The 18,241-nt window shown below is 71.5% G+C and carries 20 protein-coding genes; 10 read left to right on the top strand and 10 right to left on the bottom strand.

What is annotated here, in order from left to right; all coding sequences use genetic code 11:
• Positions 1–27: 27 nt before the first annotated feature.
• The gene (locus tag ACFYW1_RS10565) at positions 28–606 is read right to left on the bottom strand and encodes a DNA polymerase ligase N-terminal domain-containing protein (RefSeq protein ID WP_388990184.1); all 579 of its coding nucleotides are present in this window, start codon (positions 604–606) and stop codon (positions 28–30) included.
• A gap of 287 nt (positions 607–893) precedes the next feature.
• On the opposite strand from ACFYW1_RS10565, the gene ACFYW1_RS10560 reads away from it, so the two are divergent.
• Both ACFYW1_RS10560 and ACFYW1_RS10555 read left to right on the top strand, forming a co-directional pair.
• Positions 894–2,213 (top strand): MFS transporter, encoded by a 1,320-nt coding sequence (locus ACFYW1_RS10560; protein ID WP_388989961.1) that lies wholly within the window; start codon positions 894–896, stop codon positions 2,211–2,213.
• Between the two features lie 180 nt (positions 2,214–2,393).
• Positions 2,394–3,164, top strand: a complete 771-nt coding sequence (locus ACFYW1_RS10555) for a hypothetical protein (RefSeq protein ID WP_388989959.1) — start codon at positions 2,394–2,396, stop codon at positions 3,162–3,164.
• Positions 3,165–3,206: 42 nt separating this feature from the next.
• Here the strand turns inward: ACFYW1_RS10555 and ACFYW1_RS10550 are convergent, their stop codons facing one another.
• A complete protein-coding gene (locus ACFYW1_RS10550) occupies positions 3,207–4,757 on the bottom strand; it encodes a CehA/McbA family metallohydrolase (RefSeq protein WP_388989957.1) in 1,551 nt (516 codons plus the stop codon).
• Positions 4,758–4,963: 206 nt separating this feature from the next.
• On the opposite strand from ACFYW1_RS10550, the gene ACFYW1_RS10545 reads away from it, so the two are divergent.
• Positions 4,964–5,809 carry an LLM class F420-dependent oxidoreductase gene (locus ACFYW1_RS10545; RefSeq protein WP_388989955.1) on the top strand — a complete coding sequence of 282 codons (846 nt, stop codon included), beginning with the start codon at positions 4,964–4,966 and terminating at the stop codon, positions 5,807–5,809.
• A gap of 27 nt (positions 5,810–5,836) precedes the next feature.
• On the opposite strand, the gene ACFYW1_RS10540 is transcribed toward ACFYW1_RS10545, so the two are convergent.
• On the bottom strand, positions 5,837–6,919 hold the full coding sequence (locus tag ACFYW1_RS10540; protein ID WP_388989953.1) for an alpha/beta fold hydrolase: 1,083 nt from the start codon (positions 6,917–6,919) through the stop codon (positions 5,837–5,839).
• A 119-nt stretch (positions 6,920–7,038) separates the two neighbouring features.
• On the opposite strand from ACFYW1_RS10540, the gene ACFYW1_RS10535 reads away from it, so the two are divergent.
• Positions 7,039–7,866 carry a TetR/AcrR family transcriptional regulator gene (locus tag ACFYW1_RS10535; protein ID WP_388989951.1) on the top strand — a complete coding sequence of 276 codons (828 nt, stop codon included), beginning with the start codon at positions 7,039–7,041 and terminating at the stop codon, positions 7,864–7,866.
• An 83-nt stretch (positions 7,867–7,949) separates the two neighbouring features.
• Here the strand turns inward: ACFYW1_RS10535 and ACFYW1_RS10530 are convergent, their stop codons facing one another.
• From ACFYW1_RS10530 to ACFYW1_RS10510, 5 genes are all read right to left on the bottom strand, one after another.
• Positions 7,950–8,840, bottom strand: a complete 891-nt coding sequence (locus tag ACFYW1_RS10530; protein WP_388989949.1) for a GNAT family N-acetyltransferase — start codon at positions 8,838–8,840, stop codon at positions 7,950–7,952.
• A 233-nt stretch (positions 8,841–9,073) separates the two neighbouring features.
• A complete protein-coding gene (locus tag ACFYW1_RS10525; RefSeq protein ID WP_388989947.1) occupies positions 9,074–9,418 on the bottom strand; it encodes a hypothetical protein in 345 nt (114 codons plus the stop codon).
• Between the two features lie 107 nt (positions 9,419–9,525).
• Positions 9,526–10,173, bottom strand: a complete 648-nt coding sequence (locus tag ACFYW1_RS10520) for an HAD family hydrolase (RefSeq protein ID WP_388989945.1) — start codon at positions 10,171–10,173, stop codon at positions 9,526–9,528.
• A 125-nt stretch (positions 10,174–10,298) separates the two neighbouring features.
• Positions 10,299–10,832 carry a hypothetical protein gene (locus ACFYW1_RS10515; RefSeq protein ID WP_388989943.1) on the bottom strand — a complete coding sequence of 178 codons (534 nt, stop codon included), beginning with the start codon at positions 10,830–10,832 and terminating at the stop codon, positions 10,299–10,301.
• 204 nt (positions 10,833–11,036) lie between these two features.
• Positions 11,037–11,972: a LysR family transcriptional regulator gene (locus tag ACFYW1_RS10510; RefSeq protein ID WP_388989940.1), complete on the bottom strand. Its 936-nt coding sequence runs from the start codon at positions 11,970–11,972 to the stop codon at positions 11,037–11,039.
• Positions 11,973–12,070: 98 nt separating this feature from the next.
• Between ACFYW1_RS10510 and ACFYW1_RS10505 the strand changes: the two genes are divergently transcribed.
• The 4 genes from ACFYW1_RS10505 to ACFYW1_RS10490 all read left to right on the top strand — a co-directional run bounded on the left by ACFYW1_RS10505 (position 12,071) and on the right by ACFYW1_RS10490 (position 16,107).
• Entirely contained in the window at positions 12,071–12,436 is a 366-nt protein-coding gene (locus tag ACFYW1_RS10505; protein WP_388989938.1) for a YybH family protein, read from the top strand.
• 253 nt (positions 12,437–12,689) lie between these two features.
• A complete protein-coding gene (locus ACFYW1_RS10500) occupies positions 12,690–13,430 on the top strand; it encodes an AAA family ATPase (RefSeq protein WP_388989936.1) in 741 nt (246 codons plus the stop codon).
• 218 nt (positions 13,431–13,648) lie between these two features.
• Entirely contained in the window at positions 13,649–14,278 is a 630-nt protein-coding gene (locus ACFYW1_RS10495; protein WP_388989934.1) for a hypothetical protein, read from the top strand.
• 170 nt (positions 14,279–14,448) lie between these two features.
• Complete coding sequence (locus ACFYW1_RS10490; RefSeq protein ID WP_388989932.1) at positions 14,449–16,107, top strand: DUF4157 domain-containing protein; 1,659 nt, start codon at positions 14,449–14,451, stop codon at positions 16,105–16,107.
• Positions 16,108–16,180: 73 nt separating this feature from the next.
• On the opposite strand, the gene ACFYW1_RS10485 is transcribed toward ACFYW1_RS10490, so the two are convergent.
• Positions 16,181–16,615 carry a DUF6892 domain-containing protein gene (locus ACFYW1_RS10485; RefSeq protein WP_388989930.1) on the bottom strand — a complete coding sequence of 145 codons (435 nt, stop codon included), beginning with the start codon at positions 16,613–16,615 and terminating at the stop codon, positions 16,181–16,183.
• Positions 16,616–16,801: 186 nt separating this feature from the next.
• On the opposite strand from ACFYW1_RS10485, the gene ACFYW1_RS10480 reads away from it, so the two are divergent.
• A complete protein-coding gene (locus tag ACFYW1_RS10480; RefSeq protein WP_388989928.1) occupies positions 16,802–17,002 on the top strand; it encodes a type II toxin-antitoxin system VapB family antitoxin in 201 nt (66 codons plus the stop codon).
• 51 nt (positions 17,003–17,053) lie between these two features.
• Here ACFYW1_RS10480 and ACFYW1_RS10475 read toward each other — a convergent pair whose 3' ends face one another.
• Complete coding sequence (locus ACFYW1_RS10475) at positions 17,054–17,575, bottom strand: GNAT family N-acetyltransferase (protein WP_388989926.1); 522 nt, start codon at positions 17,573–17,575, stop codon at positions 17,054–17,056.
• A 238-nt stretch (positions 17,576–17,813) separates the two neighbouring features.
• Between ACFYW1_RS10475 and ACFYW1_RS10470 the strand changes: the two genes are divergently transcribed.
• Positions 17,814–18,191, top strand: coding sequence for an ASCH domain-containing protein (locus tag ACFYW1_RS10470; protein WP_388989924.1), 378 nt, complete (start codon positions 17,814–17,816; stop codon positions 18,189–18,191).
• Positions 18,192–18,241: the final 50 nt, after the last annotated feature.

Below are 18,241 nucleotides of genomic sequence, written 5' to 3'. Positions count from 1 at the left end.
TCCGGTCATCCTGTGGGATCCGGGTGGTCAGGCGGGCTCGCCTCCGGAGCCTTCCTCGGCCGCCACCTGTGCCAGCGTGCGCCCGGTGCGGGCCGAGCGCGCCCGGTACGGGTCCGGGGTCTCCGGCCCGTCGTGGGTGGCCCGGCCGTCCCTGGCCTTGATCAGCAGCCACACCTCCCCGCCGGGGACGTTCTCCGCGGCGCCCGCCTTGAAGCGGGTGAGGGCGAACTCGCCGTGCAGTCTGGTGCCGTCGAGCCAGAACGTCGCGTGCCCGTCCTCCAGGGAGCGTGCGAACGGAACCGGCGCACCCCGGCGGTCGTGACTGAGCGGCCGATAGGTGCCCTGGTCCCAGACGATCACCGTGCCGCCGCCGCGCTCGCCCTTCGCGATGACGCCCTCGAAGGTGCGGTACTCCAGCGGATGGTCCTCCGTCGGGACGGCCAGTCGCCGCTCGCGCGGATTCTCCGAGGGGCCGCGCGGCACCGCCCACGACTTCAGTACGCCGTCGACCTCCAGCCGGAAGTCGAAGTGCATGCGCCGGGCCTGGTGGATCTGCACGACGAAGCAGGGTGCCGGGCCCGTCCGCCCGGCCCCGTCGAGCCGCATGCCGGGTCGGCCGTCGTTGTCACGGGTCATGTCCATCCGGACCCCTCCTCGTCGGCGATCCGGCCCGAGGTCTCCTTCCACTGTGACGCCCCCGGTCGTGAAGCGCACCGGGACGGGGGCCGGGGCGGGTCGGTGGGGGGTGATGGGTGCGGTGATCGGCACGGACAGTATCTCGGTATCAAGTATCTTGACATCGAGAGTGTTCGGCGGGCAGGCTTCCCCCTTGTTTCCCGGTGTCCGAGGTTTCCGGCACCGGGTGGTGTCGAGCAGGGCGAGGGGGGCGCGCGATGCGGCGCGGTGGGGACGGAAAGAAGGGCGGGGGCGGCGGGCCGGGCCTGGCGGCCCAGTTGCGCAATCCGCCGGGCGGCCGCAACGCGCGGATCATGCTGCTCGCCCTGGCCGTGGACCGCACCGGCTCGGGGCTGTGGGCCGCGTCCTCGGTCCTCTACCTCACCTTCGTGACCCAGCTGAGCGCCCAGCAGATCGGCGTGCTGCTCGGCACGGCCGGGGTGGCGGGCATCGCGGGCTCGCCCCTGGCCGGGCGCCTGGCGGGGCGGTTCCCGGTGCGCCCGCTGCTGATCGGCTGCCACCTGCTCAGGCTGGTGACCCTCGGCCTGGTGCTGGTGTGCGCGGACTTCGGCGCGCTGCTTCCCGTCATCGCCGTGACCTACGTGGGCGACCGGGCGGCGAAGACGCTGGAGATGCTGTTCGCGACCCGGACCGCGGGGGAGCGCCGCGCCGCCTACCAGGCACTGTCGCGCAGCGCGGCCAACGCGGGCTACGGGGTCGGCGCCGGGATCGCCGCGATCGGCCTGGCGGTGGGCACCACGGACGCCTACCGGGCTCTGATCCTGGGCAACGCGCTGTCGTTCGTCGTGGCCGCGATACTGGTCCGGCGCACGGACGAGTCGCGGGAGCGGACCGTCGAGGTGGCCCGCTCCGGCGCCCCGGCCGACCACGGGCGCGCGGCCCCCGCCCGCGGGGCCGGCCCGTGGCGGGACCGCGGCTATCTCCGGTTCGTCCTCCTGGACATCCCGATGAACCTCGACGACTCGATCCTCGCCGTCGGCCTGCCGCTGTGGCTGGTGGAGCGCACCTCCGCGCCGCACGCCCTCGTCCCGGCCTTCCTCGTCATCAACACCGTGCTGGTCGTGGTGCTCCAGCTGAGCGTGTCGAAGCGCGCCGAGGGCCCGCGCCGGGCGACGCGGGCGGTGCTGCTGTACGGGGTCCTGACGTTCGTGTGCTGCGGCTGCCTGGCCGCGGCGGCCCTGGTCGGCACTTGGGCGGCCGGGGCCCTGCTGCTCGCCGCGGCGCTGCTGGTCACCCTGGCGGAGCTGATGCGGTCGGTGAGTTCGTGGGAGCTGGCGGTCCTGCTCGCGCCCGAGGACGCCCGCGCCGCGTACCTGGGGGCGGCCGGGGTGTCGCAGTCCGTCCAGAAGTCGGCGGGCCCGCCGCTGCTGACCGGGGCGGTGATGGCCGCCGGCCCGGTGGGGTGGCTGGTGCTGGGGACGGCGGTCGCGGGCCTGGCGGTCGTGCAACAGCGTTCCTGCGCACGGCGGTTGGGCGTCGAAGGGCCCCGTACCGGTCAGGCCCTCCCGGTCGGCTGACGACGGGCCGTACGGCGCGTCCTTCCTCCTTGCCGGCCCCGGATCCTCCGGCCAACTCCCTGTCGTACCAAGGGGCTTCCTGGCAAAATATCCCCCTCTCCGGTACCGGACTCTCTCCGGCGCAGGGGGACAGGGGGCGCGGGGAGGGGTCCTCGGGGGCCGGAGGGGGCGGAGGCAGCCGTGGCGCTGATGGCGCAGGACCGGGAGATCGTCGAGCGTTACCTGAAGCCGCCGGAGGACCGGATCCTGGACGACCGCCTCGTCCAGGGGATCCAGCTGGTCCGGTTCTGGTTCGGCGTCTCGATCGCGATGCTCGTGGAGATCCCCCGGTCGGTGGCCCACGACGTCGCGCTGATCAACTGGCTCGGCAACTGGCTGGCGTCCGGGGTGGTCAAACTGCTGGCGGCCCCCTTCCTGCTGCTGGTGACGCTGCCCCCGGCCGTGGCGGCGTTCGTCCTCCTCCTCGTGCCCGGGGCGGACCGGCGGCGGATGGTGGGGCGGCTGCGCGGGCCGGCCGTCGCCGTCGGGATGTTCGTGGCCCACTGGCTGCTGCTCGTGGCCACCGCGATCGGGCCGTTCCTGCTCGGCCACTCCACGAACGCGCTGGTGGGCGGGGTGACCTTCCTGGCCGGACTCCCGCTGCTGCTGCGCGCCATCGGCTTCGTGAGCATGTCGGTGCCGTGCATCGCCCGCTACATGTTCCGCACCATGGAGATCCACCAGGCGCTGCCCGCACTGCTCACCGTGGTGCTCTCGTGGGAGCTGCTGCTCCTGGGGGAGCTGTTCCCGGTGCGCATCGTGTCCGACGGCTACGACAGCCCGTTGTGGCTGTCGCTGGGCGGCGCGCTGGCCACCACCGCCGTCGCGGTCTGGGAGATCGGGCGGCTGCGGGCCCGCCACGGCATACGCCTGCGCACCCTGCCGCCCGCCCCCCGGGCCCGCCCCGAGTGAGGCCGCCCTTTCGCGCACCCCGCCCCCGACGACCCGCCCCGCCTACCCCTCCAGGAACACCGGATTGGTGAGCGCCGCCATCGCCCCGGGCAGCCCCGGCACCGTCGCCGGGTGCCGGACCTCGGCCCGTACGTAGGCGGCGTGGGACGGGGTCGTGCGCCACTCCACCGTCCCGGCGCCCGACTCCGGCAGCCCGGCGGTGAACAGGGTGCCCTGGTCGGTGACGAACTGTGCGGTGCAGCCGGGCGCCCCGGTCACCTCCAGGCGCACGGTGACCGGGGTGTCGTCCCCGTCCACCCGCAGCCGCTCGCCGATCCCGGCGTGCCGGCCGCGCCCGCCCGAGGCGCCGAAGGAGAGCGAGAGGGCGGACGACTCGGCGATGTACGAGTGCCCGGCCCTGATCCCGGCCACGATCGCCTCGCGCGACAGCTCGTCGGCGAGCACGACGGTCTGCGGCCACCCCACCCGGTCCGGCTCCCGGTGCGCGTCGCTGTTGCCCATCGCCGGAATCCACGGCTTCGACCAACGGGCGGCGGCGACCAGGGAGTTGTCCCACTCGGCGAGCGCCACCTCGTCCTCGGGGCTGTACACGCCGTTCCACACCTCCACCGCGTCCGCGTCGCCGAAGCCGAACTTCCAGTGGCAGCCGACGCAGGTGGCGTGCGGGTGGGCGGGCACCACCAGGCCGCCGGCCCGGCGCACGGCCTTCGCGTAGTGCCCGAACCGGTTGTCGCGGGCCCGGTAGCGCCAGTCGACGAACGTGCCCGGGTCCATGGCCAGCGCGACCAGATGCCCGTTGCGGGTGGTGATCTCCTCACCGGTCAGGACGAGCAGGTCGTCGCCCCACAGCCCGGCCCACGCCCCGTGCGCGGAGTACGTGTTGTGTTCGCTGCTGTTGATGAAGTCCAGCCCGGCCGCGCGGGCGGCGGCGGCGATCTCGGCGGGGCTGCGCCCGCCGTCCGAGTGCACGGAGTGCAGGTGGCAGTCGCCCCGGTACCAGGCCCGCCCGCGCCCCTTCGCGCGCTCCGGCGGGTACACGGGCTCCGGCGTCGTCCCGGCGGGCCCGAAGCGCAGGGTGACCGTCACCTCGTACGGCAGCCCCTCGGGGGCGACGGTGTACGGGCCGAGCGCGATGTGCCACGTGCCCGCCCGCACCGGGCCCGCGATGTAGCCGGGGGTCGCCGCGTCCGCCCGGATGAAGAAGCTGCTGCGCGCCCCGCCGGACCACCCCCGGAAGCCGCGCCCGCCCAGTTCGGTGCCGCGCTCGTCGAAGATGCCGATGTCGAGGGCGTTGCCCTGGGTCCCGGCCGGTACGGGCGTCTTCTCGTACGTGTACGAGACGGCCATCTCCCGTACCCCGTGCGGCACTTCGACCGGGAGGTGGACGAAGTCGGGCGCCCCGACGGGCAGGGTGCCGCGTACGGTCCTGGTCAGGTCGGGCCCGTGTCCGTCGCCCTCGGCGGGCGCGGCGTCGGCGAAGCTCACGGTGCCCAGGGTAAGAGCGGTGGCGGCGGTCGTGACGAGAAGACCACGTCTGCCCATCGGGTGACCGTGGTCCGGACGGCCGTGGGCGGAGTGCGATGCGGTGGACATGCGATGGGCTCCTCGGGTGTCGTGGCGAACGGCAGGACAAGGACGCGCACCCGAAACCCTGACGGCTCACGATGAACTCCGGAAGAACGCCGGACCACCTGCACGGGCCGGGCCCCGCCCCGGTTTTCGGCGGCCCCCGCGTACTCGGATTTCCGCACCGCACGGCATACGTTGGGGCCACCGGATCACGACGGAGGTGCCCTCACATGCGGATCGCCACGACGATCTTCCTCACCGACCAGACGATCACGCCGCTGCGTCTCGCCCGCGAGCTCGAACAGCGCGGTTTCAGCGGCCTCTACCTGCCCGAGCACACCCACATCCCGGTGAGCAGGGACACTCCCTACCCGGCCGGCGGAGACCTTCCGCCGGAGTACGGCCGCACCCTCGACCCCTTCGTCGCCCTCGCCCAGGCCGCCGCCGTCACCGAACGCCTCGCCCTGGGCACCGGCATCACGCTCGTCGCCCAGCACGACCCGATCGGCCTGGCGAAGCAGATCGCCACCCTCGACCACCTCTCCGGCGGCCGGTTCACCCTGGGCGTCGGCTACGGCTGGAACGTCGAGGAGGCCGCCGACCACGGGGTGGACTGGCCGGCCCGCCGCGACCTGGTCCGCGACCGGCTGGCCCTGATGCGCGCCCTGTGGGCGGACGAACCCACGGCGTACGAGGGCGAGTTCGGCTCGGTCCGGGCCAGCCAGGCGTACCCGAAACCGGTCCAGGAGCCGCGCGGCCCGGTCAACGGCCCCCGCACCCTGCTCGGCGGCGCGGCCGGGCCGAAGCTGTTCACCGACATCGCCCGCTACACCGACGGCTGGCTCCCCATCGGCGGCCGCGGCCTCACCGAGTCCGTCCCCCGCCTCCGCACGGCCTGGGAGACCGAGGGCCGTGACCCGAAGGACCTCCGGATCGTCCCGTACGCGGTGCTCCCGAGCGCGGGCAAGCTGGCGCACTACGCGGACCTGGGCATCGAGGAGGTCGTCCTGCAACTTCCCCCGGCGGGGGAGCCGGAGGTCCTGCGCGCACTGGACGCGTACGCGGAGTTCCTCTGAGGGGCGGAGGGGAGCCGGGGCCGGGCTTCAGGGCCGGGCCTTTTCGTGGGAGATCACCGGGCGGACCCTGGTGAGCAGCAGGTCGAGGAACGCCCCGGGGTGCCGGAACGAGGCGAAGTGACCGGCATCGTCGATCAGCGCGAAGTCCTTCACGGGTGCTTCGACGTCCTCGAAGAACCGCCGGGCGGGCCCGGGCGGGGTGAGGACGTCCTGCGCGCCCTGGAAGACGAAGAAGGGGATGGCGAAGGAGGTTCCCTCGCGCCACTCGTCGATGGTCGCCGCCTCCCGCGCGAGCCGCTCGGAGAAGGCCATCCCCTTCAGGTAGGCGCGGAGCCCCCTGAGCGTGTGCTCCGGTGAGAACCACAGCGAGCGGACCACCACGGTCTTCATGGTGTCGTAGGACAGCGGGTCGCTGGTGATGACCAGCTTGTTGTACGCCGACCACTGCTGCGTGGTCCACGTGGTCCCGTCGGACCCCATCGCCGTGACCTCGGCCAGTTCCTTGCGCTTGCCGGCCTTCCGCAGGCGCTCCAGCAGCGCCTCGTGGGCGGAGGTCTCGCGGCCGCCCGCGACGATGTTCTGGTCGGTGCCGACGTAGGCGGAGTACAGCTCGGGGTGGCTGCGGGCCAGGCGCAGTCCCAGGAGTGTGCCGAAGGAGTTGGCGACCAGCAGCACCTTGGGGACCCCGAGCCGGGCGCGGACGTGCTCGGTGACCTCCAGGGCGTCGCGGTGCAGCCGGTCCAGGGTGAACTCGCCCTGCCCGTCGGACCCGTGCTGCGCGAAGGTCCGGCCCGAGCCCCGCATGTCCCAGCGCACGACGGTGAAGTGGCGCTCCCAGGCGCGGGTCCGGGGGAGGAAGACGTGGTTGGAGGCGCCGGGGCCGCCGTGGATCTCCAGGATCACCGGGTTGTCGCGGTCGTCGCCGCGCACCGAGATCCACTGGTCGATGCCGCCGATCCGGACGAACCCCGATTCGTCGATGCCCCGGGGGTCCGTGATGCGGAGGGACCTGGCGTTGGAGAGGCGCTTGAGCTGCCGGTATCCCAGCAGGCCGATCGCCGGTCCGGCGAGGACGGCGGCGGCGGACGCGGCGAAGATGCTGCCGATCATGAGTCGGGACCCTAAACTGTTTATGCCGTAAGCGGAGAGCTTTAGGGTATATACAGTTGTGGTGGGGCGTCAACGCCCCGGCCGGAGACCGAGTACCGAACAGAGAGGGGGCGGGCGCAGTGAGCGATGCCGCCAGGGCCGGGACGGGAGCCGGAGCCCGAGCCGCGGAGAAGAAGCCGGTGGGGAAGCGGCCGGCGGAGAAGAAGCCGCGCGATCTGCGGGTCGGCGTCGCGCTGCTGTGGGGCGAGCAGGAGCAGCCCACGCGCGGCCCCAAGCCCAGCCTGACCCCGCACCGGATCGCCGAGTCCGCGGTCGGCCTGGCGGACGCCGAGGGCCTGGACGCCGTCTCGATGAACAAGGTCGCCGCCACCTTCGGCGTCTCGGCGATGGCTCTGTACCGCTACGTCCCCGGCAAGACCGAACTCGTCGAGCTGATGGTCGAGGCGGTCCTCGCGGAGGTCCCCGACCTCACGGCCGAGGGGCCGGGCTGGCGGCCCCGCCTGGCCGCGTGGGCCCGGCGCTCCTGGGAGGTGTACCGGGCCCACCCCTGGCTGCTGACCGCCACGGCGATGCGCCGCCAGATCATGGGCCCCCACCAACTCGCCTGGCTCGACGCCGCCCTCGGGGCCCTGGAGCCGACCGGTCTGACCGCGGCCCGGCGGCACCAGGTCTTCCTGCTGGTCGTGGGACATGTGCGCGGCACCGCCCAGCAACTGCTCGACTTCGACGAGGAGCACGACCGCCAGTGGAACCTGCTGACCGGTGAGTTGCTCACCCGTCAGGCCGACCGCTTCCCGGCACTCACGCGCGCCATCGCCTCCGGAGCCTTCGACCCCGGCGGCGCCGATGTCGGTGCCGCCGCCGACCCGCTCGAATTCGGCCTCTCGTGCGTCCTCGACGGCGTCCAGGCCCTCATCGACCGCGCCGCCGGGCCCGCCACCGCTTGAGGACGCGGGCGGCATGGACGAGGGGCCCGGACCCGTCCCGGACCCGTCCCGGGCCCGGGCCCCTCGTCACCTACGGTTCCCGGTCAGTCCGCCGGGTGGAAGTTGATGCGTTCCCGCACGACGGGGAAGCCGGCCTTGGCGAAGTTCGCGGCCATGGGGAAGTTGCCCCGGTCCGTCGCCCCGCTGATGAACTCCGCGCCCTTCTCGACGAGGAAGTGGGTGCACTCGGCGAGGAGGTCGTGGGCGTAGCCGTGACCCCGGTGCTCCGGGAGGACTCCGATGAAGCCGATGGTCGGGCCGGAGGGGTTGTGGGCCGGGATGTGAATGCCGGCCAGGTCGCCCTCCGGGGTGTGCGCGACCTGCCACCACTCCCGCGGGGAGGGGCACCAGTGGAAGAAGTCGAGCTCCTCCTGGGCCGCCCGGTCGAGGCCGCCCTCCTCGATGGCCTTGAGGGCGTGGGCGTCCAGGGTGGCGGAGTGGATGCGGCGCAACGCGTCGAAGAACACCGCGTCGTCCGGTTCGGCGCCGAAGCGCAGGCGGCCGGGCCGCTCGGGCATGCCCTGCTCCGGGGTCCAGCGGTACAGGAAGCGTTCCACCAGGAGTTCGTACCCGGCGGCCCGGGCGGCGGCGAAGCGCGCGTCGGCGGCGGCGCGCAGAGCGGGCTCGTCCCGCCAGCCGCCGGGCAGGTTGATTTCGAGTCCGACCCGCCAGGGGGCGGAGCGCAGGAGCTCGGTTCCCGCCTCCTCCTCGCCCTCGGCCACGTCGAACCAGTTGATGTTGACGGGCTCCGGGTCGTCGGGGCCGCCCCACCAGGCACCGCGTGCGACGACCTCGCCGTCGCGCAGGGCGACGCGCATCCACTCGGTGCGGAATCGGGTGAGCCGATGGGCCTCGCGGGCGCCCAGCGGGTCGGGCAGTGCGTCGAAGAGATGGGCGTCGCTCGCGGAGAGCGCGCGGATGACCAGATCGGTCATGGGATGTTCCTCCGGGATGAGGGCTGCTCGGAGCGCTCCCGGTCAGAACTGACGAGCCACGCCGGGGCAGCGGAAAAGGGAGCGCTGGAAAGGTGTGAACTGCACGGCACTCGCCTCCTTCCGTCCGTCTCAGGGCGTGGAGCCACACAGTAGGTGATCTTCCGCGGCTCTGTCCATGGATTTCCGCGGCCCCCGGAGGCCGGAGGGGCGAGCGGGTGCCTTCTGGGCCCCGCTCACCAACCGGCGTTCCCGGTCGGCCTCTGGAAAATGAATTGGAGGTTGTTGTCGTCGAGGTACTTGATGTCGATCTCGCAGCCTTTCTGCACCTTCGACGAGTAGAAAGCGGGGATGGTTTCCCTGCCTTCCACGCGCTTGGTCGCACCGTCCTCCTGCCATGAGAGCAGGTACTTTATGGTGGTGCTCCCGCCGTCGTTCGAGCCGACGTAACGGACGTCCTCCACCAGGGCCGTGATTTCCCGTCCCCGTGCATCGATCCTGTGATCGCGCATGAAGAGGTGAACGATGTAGGCGATGAAGCCCCCGGCGATGACGACGGAAAGGGCTATGGCGAAAATCATGGACGCGTTCCTCGCGTGGCCGCCCTGCGGTCGGGACGGTGATGGCTCCGGTTTTCGAGGATTTCATATCGGTTGACCGGAAAGGCGGTTCCGATGTCGCTATCGGTTCAGAGTTCGGACAGCAGTGCCGGCAGTTTGCGCATGTCGTCGAAGACGATGGTGTCCGGGCCCTCCAGCCAGTGCGCCGGGGTCAGGCCGCCCGAGTAGCCGAGCGCCCGCATTCCGGCCGAACGGGCCGCCTGCACACCGTATTTGCTGTCCTCGACGACGACGCACGCGGCGGGGGAGACGCCCATCTGCCGGGCGGCGTGGAGGAAGAGGTCGGGGGCCGGTTTGCCGTGGGCGACCTCGGTCGCGCTGAAGATGCGGCCCTCGAAGCGTGCGTGGAGCCCGGTGTGGCCGAGGGTGTGGCGCATCTTCTCGTGGCTGCCGCTCGACGCCACGCAGGTGGGCAGCGTGAGGGCGGCCAGCGCCTCGTGGATGCCGTCGACCGCGACGAGTTCGGCGTCGACGGCGGCCCGGTGGAGCTCCTCGTAGCGCTGCTGCCAGGCGGCGGCCCGGCCGGGCAGACGGGCTTCGACCAGCTCACTGACGGACTTGTTCGACCGGCCCACGAACTTCTCGACGACCTCGTCCGCCGTCAGCGGCCAGCCCAGTTCGGCGCCCACCTGCACCTGGACGCGGACGGCGATCCGTTCGCTGTCGACGAGCACACCGTCGCAGTCGAATATGACGAGTTCGGGAGGAGTGGTCATCCGGCCAGGATAGGACCGGCCCTCGCACCGGCGGCAGTTGCAGTCGCGTCGCGCATGGCGGTCTGCCCGGACGCAGCACGCGACGCGGGAAGTCTCCGCAGGCCGATCACGAATCGGTACTGACTTCAGAAGCCGTGGGCGTAGTCGGTCAGGACGCATCCGTTCACGAGCGCCGGTTCCTTCTTGTAACCGCTGGGGATCTTCTCCCGGTCCTTGCAGACCAGGAACAGCAGCCCTGAGTCCTGCAGGGCTTCCTTGGTCGTCGCCCCCTGAGCGTAGACGGCGAAATCCTTGCCTACGAAGTAGGCCCGGCGCTGCTTCTTGGCCTGGGCCTGAAACGCTTTCATGTTGTTCACGACCAGGAGGTTGGTACCTGCCCGGTTCTCGTCACCGCAGACGCCACGTTCCTCGATGCCCCACTCCTCGCCCACCCACTCCTGGTCCGGATCGTTGGGCCGTATGGACATGTTGAGGCACGTCGCACGTGCGGAAACGAACGTCTCGATCTCCGCCATCGTGCCGGCACTCGGCAGATCCGACGAGGACTTGCCCTCCTTGGCTGCGTTCGCACCAGGCTTTGAACCCTCTTCGGACGAGCCGCCGCATCCCGCCGTCGCCAGCATCAGAACGACGGCCGCACTGCCCGCAATACGCAGCATTCGCACACTCACGTGTCGCTACCCTCCCGTGCCGCCCCGCCGCCCCGGACGGACCGGCGTGATGCCCCAACTTCTCTGGAGACAGGGGCTGTTCCTGCGTCGAACAATCGAGCGGTCAAGCTATCAGCCGCTGCCCCGCCCGGCAGCGGTCCTCGTCACGGGCACGCGAACGACCGCCTCGGGGGAGCGCTCGGCGGCACGGCGCTATGACGGGCGCTCGCGGGAGCGGACGCGGTCGGGAACGACGCCGGGACGCCCCGGAAAGTCCGTGAACGCCTGCCTGCTGTGTACGAGCATCTCGCGCACCGAGGGGTTGTGCGCGTTCTTCCAGATCAGGGCGAGCAGCGCCGGCGTCTCGACGTCGGCGACGGTGCGGACGGTGAGCCGGTCGCGGTGGCCCGCGGCCATCGAGTCGCTGAGGACGGCGACGCCGAGCCCGCGGGCGGCGAGTCCGGCGATGGCGTCCGCGGCGCTGGCCTGCAACGCGATCGTGGGCCGGAGGCCCTGCGCGGCGCAGGCATGGTCGAACACCGCGCGCAGACCGGTGCCGGGCGGCATGCACGCGATCGGGTGGGCGACCAGGTCGCGCAGGGTGACCCGGTGCCGTTCCGCCAGGGGGTGACCGGCCGGGACCGCCGCGACGAGCCGTTCGCTGATGATCGTCAGCGCTTCCAGCCCGTCGGGGGCGGCTGTCGCGGCCCCGACGAGGGCCAAGTCGACAGCGCCGGTGCGCACCCCCTCGACGAGCCGGTCGGAGTCGTCCTCCAGCAGGGAGATCTCCACACCGGGATGTGCCTCGTGGAAGGCGGCGAGGGCGTCGAACAGCGGGGTGAGGGTGCAGCCGATGACCATCCCGACGGTGAGCCGCCCCCGGACCAGGTCGGTCACCTCGTCCACCGCCCGGCCGACCGCCCCGGCCGCGGCGAGTGCGGCACGGGCGTGTTCGAGCGCGGCCTTCCCCGCGACGGTGAGGGTGACGGTCCGGGCCGAACGGTCGAACAGCTCGGCACCCAGTTCCCGTTCCAGCTGGCGGATCTGGGAGCTGATGCCGGACTGGCTGATGTGCACACGCTCGGCGGCGCGGGTGAAGTTCTGCTCCTCGGCGACCGCGACGAGGTATTCCAGCTGCCTCAGTTCCATGACCACAGATTCTAGTTTGCAGAAAATCCAGCTGTTGGACTTCTGATCGGTGGGCGGCCAGGCTGGGAAACACCGGAGCCCGACGTCAGGAGGAACCCATGCCGGAGTACGAGAAGGCCATGCGGCCCGAGGACATCACCCGCTTGTTCGTCGAGCGGTCCAACGCGGGTGACGCGGCCGGGGTCGCCGCGCTCTACGAGGAGGACGCGGTGCTGGCCCACCCGCCCGGCGAGCTGACGGTGGGGCGGGACGCGATCCGCGCGTTGTGGGAGAAGGTGCTGGCCGGCGGTCCCCGCTTCGAGCCGGAACAGCCGCTGCCGACGTTGGTCAGTGGTGACATCGCCCTCACCTCGACCCCGCCGAAGGACGGGGCCGGTGCCCGGGCGCAGGTTGTCAGGCGCCAGCCCGACGGGAGCTGGCTGCGCCTGCTCGACCAGCCCGAGTTCGTCCCGCCCGCCCGCTGACCGGCGCCCCGGGCGGGCCGATTACCGTGAGTGAAAACAGGTGTCGACCCGTCAGTGGATGGAGCGCCCGATGATGCCGCCGTTCTGTGTCCTGTGCCGTGTCCCGTACCGGCATTCGGGCTTCGACCACGAGGACTTCACCCTCGTGGATTTCCGGCCCATGCAAACGTATCCGGATGACTGGGCGGGCCACCCGGAGCACTGCGAGTGGTTCTGCCCCTCGCACCTGCCTCTCACGGAGGGCCTGACACATTTGCCGGCTGCGGAGGCCCTGGCGCACATCCGGGCGAACCTGCGGGACCGGGACGGCACCCTCCCCGGCCGGACGGACGGGTCGGCGGAAGAGGCCCTGGAGCGCGCGGGCGGCCTCCGCCCCGAACCTCACCCGCCGGGCGGCTCCGGGCCGATTCCCGTACCGGCGGGGCTCGTGCTCCTCGTCGGCCCACCGGCTTCCGGCAAGACCAGCTTCGTGCGGGCGCTGATCGCGCACGGCCGGATCGACGAGGACGCCGTGATCTCCAGCGACGAGATCCGCGCGGAACTCCTCGAAATCCCACCAGCCACCGAGGAACCCGGCACGGACCCCGACGAAGCGGACGCTCGGATCTTCGCGGAACGGGACCGCAGGATCACCGCCCGGCTCGCCGCCGGACACACCGCGGTCGCCGAGTCCACGAACGTCACCCCGCAGGCACGCGCCCGGCTCGTCGCCATCGCCCGGCGCTTCGGGGCCCCGGTGACCATGCTGCGATTCGCCCCGGACCTCGACCTGCTCCTCCGGCAGAACGCGGAGCGGGGCCGTACCGACACCACCGCCGAGGACGTCCGGTCCTACGCCGCGGTCATGGCCCGTCACGCCCGGCCCGACCAGCTGCGCGCCGAGGGCGCGGACGCCGTCCACGACGTCCCCGGACGCGCTCAAGGAGCCACGCCCGCCGAGGCCGCGGTCCACTTCTCGTTCGCCCGGCGAACCGAGGTGCCCGGCCTCCCGTGACCGATGGGCGGAGCCGCCCGGGGAAGGGCCGGGCCCGTCGCGCGGAGCCCTGTGCGCGTGGTGTGGGGGGAGCTCTGCCGAACGGCATAGGCGGCCGGTCCGGCGTCGCGGTCTTTGTGCCGATCGGCGGATGGGATCACCGGGGGTCCGAGGGCGAGGCTTGAGCCGTCCGAACGAACACGGCGGCACAAGCCCCCTACGGAACACGGGAGTTCATCATGCGCAACCTCGCAATCGGTGCCGCGGCCGTCCTCGCGGTCCTCGCCGGCCCGGTCGCGGCCGGCCCCGCTCCCGCGGCCCCGGCCACCGCGAAAGGCGCGGAGACCGCGAAGGCCGCGAGTGTCCACGGGAAGGGGCGGATCGCCTACATCGAGTCGCTCGACCACGACATCCGCTTCAGCGTCGACGCCCAGCAGAAGCCGTTCACCCGGCCGTTGCCCGGGGTGCTCCCCAATGGGCTGGCCACGGACGCCGAGGGCACCCTGAAGTTCAGCCACACCACCCCGGACGGGTTCCGGGGCTGGGCGGAGGCGAAGGTGGACTGCCTGGTCACCAGTGGACGGACGGCGACCCTGACCGCGGTCGTGGACAAGTCGAACGTCGAGGAGACCGGTACCCGGCTGGGCATCAGCGTCCAGCAGGGCGCCGACGGCGAACCGGACCGGCTCGGCTTCTCCTGGGGCGTGGTGAACATCGACCCCGCGAACCTCGACGAGGAAGGCCGCCCCAACCGGTTGCAGGCCGGTTCGTGCATGGCGCCCGCACCGTTCACGACCGTGACCGGGGGCGGTTTCGAGGTGGTCCACGCCGAGATCCGGAAGACCCCCACGGCCGCCCCGGTGCGGTGAACCGCCGCGGACGCGGCGTGGCTGCCCCGCAGGTGTGGTGCCCGCTGCCCCGCGCACGTCCCGTTCGTTGTCCGGGCGGCCGGTCGGTGCTGCCCCGGAGTACCTGGTCCGGCCGTTCCCCCGTCGCGTATGCAGGAAGGGTCGAACCTCCTGTGCCGGAAGGGGCTCCCTTGCGCGACCACGAGAACGTCGGGAAGAGCGGAGTCGAGGGCGTCCGCAAGGTGGGGCGCGGTCCCGAGGCCGAGGCGGACTCCTCGCAGCCGGGGCTCCTCCCGCTCCAGGCCACGATGGGGAACGCCGCCGTGGTGCAGATGCTCCGTCGGGCCGGGCACCACGGGGCCGAGGAGGCGCACCGGCACTCCGCCGAATGCGGCCACGACGGGGACGGGCAGGCCGCCGTGCAGCGCTCCGCAGTCCATGACGTCCTGCGCTCCCCGGGCCGTCCTCTCGACAGCGGGACGCGCGCGGACATGGAAGCCCGTTTCGGTGCGGACTTCTCCGACGTCCGCATCCACGACGACAGCGCCGCGAGGACCTCCGCCGCCGAAGTCGGTGCCCGTGCCTACACCTCGGGCAGCCATGTCGTCATCGGCGACGGCGGCGGCGACCGGCACACCCTCGCCCACGAACTCACCCACGTCGTCCAGCAGCGGCAGGGCCCCGTGGCCGGTACGGACAACGGGGCGGGCCTGCGGGTCTCCGACCCCTCGGACCGCTTCGAGCGGGAGGCCGAGGCGAACGCGCGCCGGGTGCTCGGCGGCCCGGCCCCGTCCGCCGGCCCGGCCGGGCCCGTTCAGCGTTCCACAGCCCGGCCCCACGGCGCGGCCCCTCGGCCGGTGCAGCGGACGGAGCCTCCCAAGGCGTCCGGCGCCACCTCCGACAAGGAGGAGAAGAAGGCCCGGATGAAGAAGGAACTGGTGGACCACTTCACCGATTTCTTCTACGCCAGTGATCAGTACGAGGATTTCGATGACCTCTGCGGCCGGTATCAGAACGAGGAGGGCCTTCCGAAAGCCATGTCCGTGGACCCGCAAGGAGCGAAGAACTTCCTTCGCGGGATCTGGGATTCGTTGAGGGAGGCCAGGCCGGCGATGGAGGCCGGGTTCGTCGACTTCTTCTACGCGAGCGATCGTTACGAGGTCTTCAACGACCTCTACTACCAGTACCTGGACAAGGAAGGCGTTCCGGAGGCCGCGTCCAAGGAGGAGGTGAAGGACCGCCTCGAAGGCATCTGGGCTTCGTTGCAGAGCAGTCGCAACGCATACGAGACGAACGCCCAGCCCATGGGGGAGCAGACCGACCGGATTCGGCTCTACCGCAAGATGTCCGAAGCCGAGGCGAACCAGATCACCAGGGCGAGGACCCCTGGTGCGGGCATCAACGACGCCATGAACTACAACGCGAGTGACCAGCACCGCAAATGGTTCACCACCTCGCTGACCCATACCGATTCGTTCACCAACGAGAACGCGCAGAACGCGGGTGACGAGAAGGTCCTGGAGTTCACCATGTCCTGGCGGGACTACTGGGCGTTCTACACGAAGTTCGGCACGCCGAGCCAGCAGACCGGGGCCTTCGACAAGCGGGATTCCGCTGTGGTCCACCAGGAGCGGCTGCGCAAGGGGGAAAGGGCCAACTTCAAGCTCAAGGAGCAGGTCGACGACGTCTACCGGGAGAAGACGCACCACAACATCGGCATCGGGCACGGGAACAAGGCGGACTTCATCAAGATGGTCACCGGAATCCGGGAGGTGGCGCCGGAAGAGGTGAGCGCGGCGGTCGCCGCGGCCCGGGCCGTGATGAAGGCGGCGCTGACGGCACAGACCTGATCCTGCTGCTCCGCCGAAGCACGCGGAGGGGCCCGGCGGGCCGCTCGGGGGCCCGCCGGGCGGGAGCCGGGGGTCAGTCGGTTTCGATGTCGCGGGCGGCGAAGATCTCCGCCGCGTCCGGCACCGCCAGGACGCCGTCCTCCACGAAGGTGACCTCCCGCAGGTTGGGCAGCAGGGCGAGGTCGTCGAGCGAGCGGACGTCGAACAGGTCGTCCTCGCCGTCCCAGGCGGGGGCGCAGTGCCGGAAGACCTCCGCCCCGGCGTCGAAGCACAGCTCCTCGACGCGGGCGAGCAGCTCGGCCGGGATCTCCAGGGACTCGAAATGGGCCCGGGGCTCCGGCAGCACCTCCGCGTGGAGGCCGTTCTCCAGGACGTAGGACGTGGGGTCGCCGATCCCCCGCTCGGCCAGCTGAGTGGACAGGTCGTAGACCGGGAGGAGCGGCTCGGGGCCGTACATGAGCTCCTCGATGACGAGCAGCTTGAGGTTGAAGTCGCGGAACTGGCTCATGGCACATGAGTACCACGGAGGTACGACACGGGCCCTCCGCCCGGGACCGGCCGGTCCCGGGCGGATCGGGACCGCGCACCTCGAACACTGCCCGGTGCTCCGGCTGCAGATCGTGATGTCCATTGTTCCGGGCCGTCGATTCCCTGAGCGGTTAAGGTCCGGAGGCAACGCGACGAAGGGGGCGGCATGGCCAAGGTCAACATCAGTCTCGATGCCGAGCTGGTGGTGGAGGTGATGGTCCTGGCCGGGGTCGGAACGCCTCAGGACGCCATCGAATTGGTCGTGCGGGACTACATCGCCCGAGGGCATCGCACGGAGGCACGTGCCGAACTCAGGGACCAGGGCCTGCGCGAGGTCGAGGTCAAGCCGCAGGACCCGCAGGGCTGATCAGTCGTAGTCCTCAACGAGTGGCTGTGACCAGCACTTTCGCGACGCGCTTCAGGCGTGCGGGTCGGTGTCCGTCGTCGGGTCGGCCCAGGTGATCTCGAAGTACCTGACGCGTTCGTCCTCCCCGGCCGGTCGCATGCCGGCCGCGGTCATGGCGTGATGGGAGGCGATGTTGTCGTGGTCGGCATCGCCCTTCACGCGGGTGACGCCGTGCGCCCGGGCGAACAGCAGCAGCTCGCGGAGGGCCTCGGAGGCGTATCCCTTGCCCCGTGCCGACGGGACGAGGCCGTAGCCGATCGTGACGCTGCCGCTCTCGTCCATGGGCCCGTGGAAGCCCATGCCTCCGATTACCAGGCCGTCCTCGCGGCGACGTATCTCGTAGTTGCCGAACGGCCGGGGATCACCGGTGTCCGCACAGGCCCCCAGAAAGCGCCGGGCGGCGAACACGTCCCCGTCGGCGGGGTACCCGGGCGCCCACCGGGCATCACCGTCCGGCTCGCCCGCCACCAATCGCTCGGCCTCGCCGACGGTCATCGGATGAAGCACGAGCCGCGCTGTCACAAGATCACTCATGACCGGGAGAAGTATCACGCGAGGCGACCGGACCGCACCCGGATTGTCCGGCCGGGCTGTTCGAGCAGGACCGGCACGGCAGAAGTCGCGTCGGCCTGCCCGTTCTGCCGAGTGTTCAAGGTCAGGAGGGAAGCCTCACGGCGTCGGTGGGCCGTGCCTATGATCACGCTTGTACCACCTGGAGGCCGAAGGGCCGCACCGAGGAGACGACGGGACGATGTGGCCGCGAGTCAACGGTATGCGTGCGCTGGAACTGGGCTTCCCCGGTGACATGCGGGACATGCTCAATTCCCTGGTGCTGACAGGGGCCAAGACCGCCACGACCTGTCTGCTCGACGAGTACGCCGAAGAGGCCGAGGGCCTGGAGTACGTCGGTGAGCGGCAGGCCCTCCTGGACAACGAGGGCCGGTGCGTGGCCACCCTGGAGTTCGTCGGCGTGGAGGTGAAGCCGTTCGGCGAGGTCACCTGGGAGCACGCCAGGGCTGAGGGGGAGGGGGACGTGTCTCTTGAGGCGTGGTGCGATGTGCACCGGCGCTTCTGGGAACGTGCGGGCACGCCGGTCGATGATCACACCCTCGTTGTCTGTCTGGCTTTCCGGGTGGCGCAGGACAGCTGATTGCCCAGTTCCCCGGTGACCTGGGGCCTGGCCTTCGGCCGCGTTCTTCG

Source organism: Streptomyces sp. NPDC002669 (assembly GCF_042889165.1).
GTDB lineage: Bacteria > Actinomycetota > Actinomycetes > Streptomycetales > Streptomycetaceae > Streptomyces.
Note: the sequence above shows the minus strand (reverse complement) of the source record. Positions and strands in the feature narration are given on the sequence as shown.

What these genes read in the sequence shown, in the direction of transcription:
- ACFYW1_RS10565 (WP_388990184.1), bottom strand. Translation starts at nt 606, where the DNA reads ATGCGGCTCGACGGGGCCGGGCGGACGGGCCCGGCACCCTGCTTCGTC.
- ACFYW1_RS10560 (WP_388989961.1), top strand. Translation starts at nt 894, where the DNA reads ATGCGGCGCGGTGGGGACGGAAAGAAGGGCGGGGGCGGCGGGCCGGGC.
- ACFYW1_RS10550 (WP_388989957.1), bottom strand. Translation starts at nt 4,757, where the DNA reads ATGTCCACCGCATCGCACTCCGCCCACGGCCGTCCGGACCACGGTCAC.
- ACFYW1_RS10545 (WP_388989955.1), top strand. Translation starts at nt 4,964, where the DNA reads ATGCGGATCGCCACGACGATCTTCCTCACCGACCAGACGATCACGCCG.
- ACFYW1_RS10540 (WP_388989953.1), bottom strand. Translation starts at nt 6,919, where the DNA reads ATGATCGGCAGCATCTTCGCCGCGTCCGCCGCCGCCGTCCTCGCCGGA.
- ACFYW1_RS10530 (WP_388989949.1), bottom strand. Translation starts at nt 8,840, where the DNA reads ATGACCGATCTGGTCATCCGCGCGCTCTCCGCGAGCGACGCCCATCTC.
- ACFYW1_RS10525 (WP_388989947.1), bottom strand. Translation starts at nt 9,418, where the DNA reads ATGATTTTCGCCATAGCCCTTTCCGTCGTCATCGCCGGGGGCTTCATC.
- ACFYW1_RS10520 (WP_388989945.1), bottom strand. Translation starts at nt 10,173, where the DNA reads ATGACCACTCCTCCCGAACTCGTCATATTCGACTGCGACGGTGTGCTC.
- ACFYW1_RS10515 (WP_388989943.1), bottom strand. Translation starts at nt 10,832, where the DNA reads ATGCTGCGTATTGCGGGCAGTGCGGCCGTCGTTCTGATGCTGGCGACG.
- ACFYW1_RS10510 (WP_388989940.1), bottom strand. Translation starts at nt 11,972, where the DNA reads ATGGAACTGAGGCAGCTGGAATACCTCGTCGCGGTCGCCGAGGAGCAG.
- ACFYW1_RS10505 (WP_388989938.1), top strand. Translation starts at nt 12,071, where the DNA reads ATGCCGGAGTACGAGAAGGCCATGCGGCCCGAGGACATCACCCGCTTG.
- ACFYW1_RS10495 (WP_388989934.1), top strand. Translation starts at nt 13,649, where the DNA reads ATGCGCAACCTCGCAATCGGTGCCGCGGCCGTCCTCGCGGTCCTCGCC.
- ACFYW1_RS10485 (WP_388989930.1), bottom strand. Translation starts at nt 16,615, where the DNA reads ATGAGCCAGTTCCGCGACTTCAACCTCAAGCTGCTCGTCATCGAGGAG.
- ACFYW1_RS10480 (WP_388989928.1), top strand. Translation starts at nt 16,802, where the DNA reads ATGGCCAAGGTCAACATCAGTCTCGATGCCGAGCTGGTGGTGGAGGTG.
- ACFYW1_RS10475 (WP_388989926.1), bottom strand. Translation starts at nt 17,575, where the DNA reads ATGAGTGATCTTGTGACAGCGCGGCTCGTGCTTCATCCGATGACCGTC.
- ACFYW1_RS10470 (WP_388989924.1), top strand. Translation starts at nt 17,814, where the DNA reads ATGCGTGCGCTGGAACTGGGCTTCCCCGGTGACATGCGGGACATGCTC.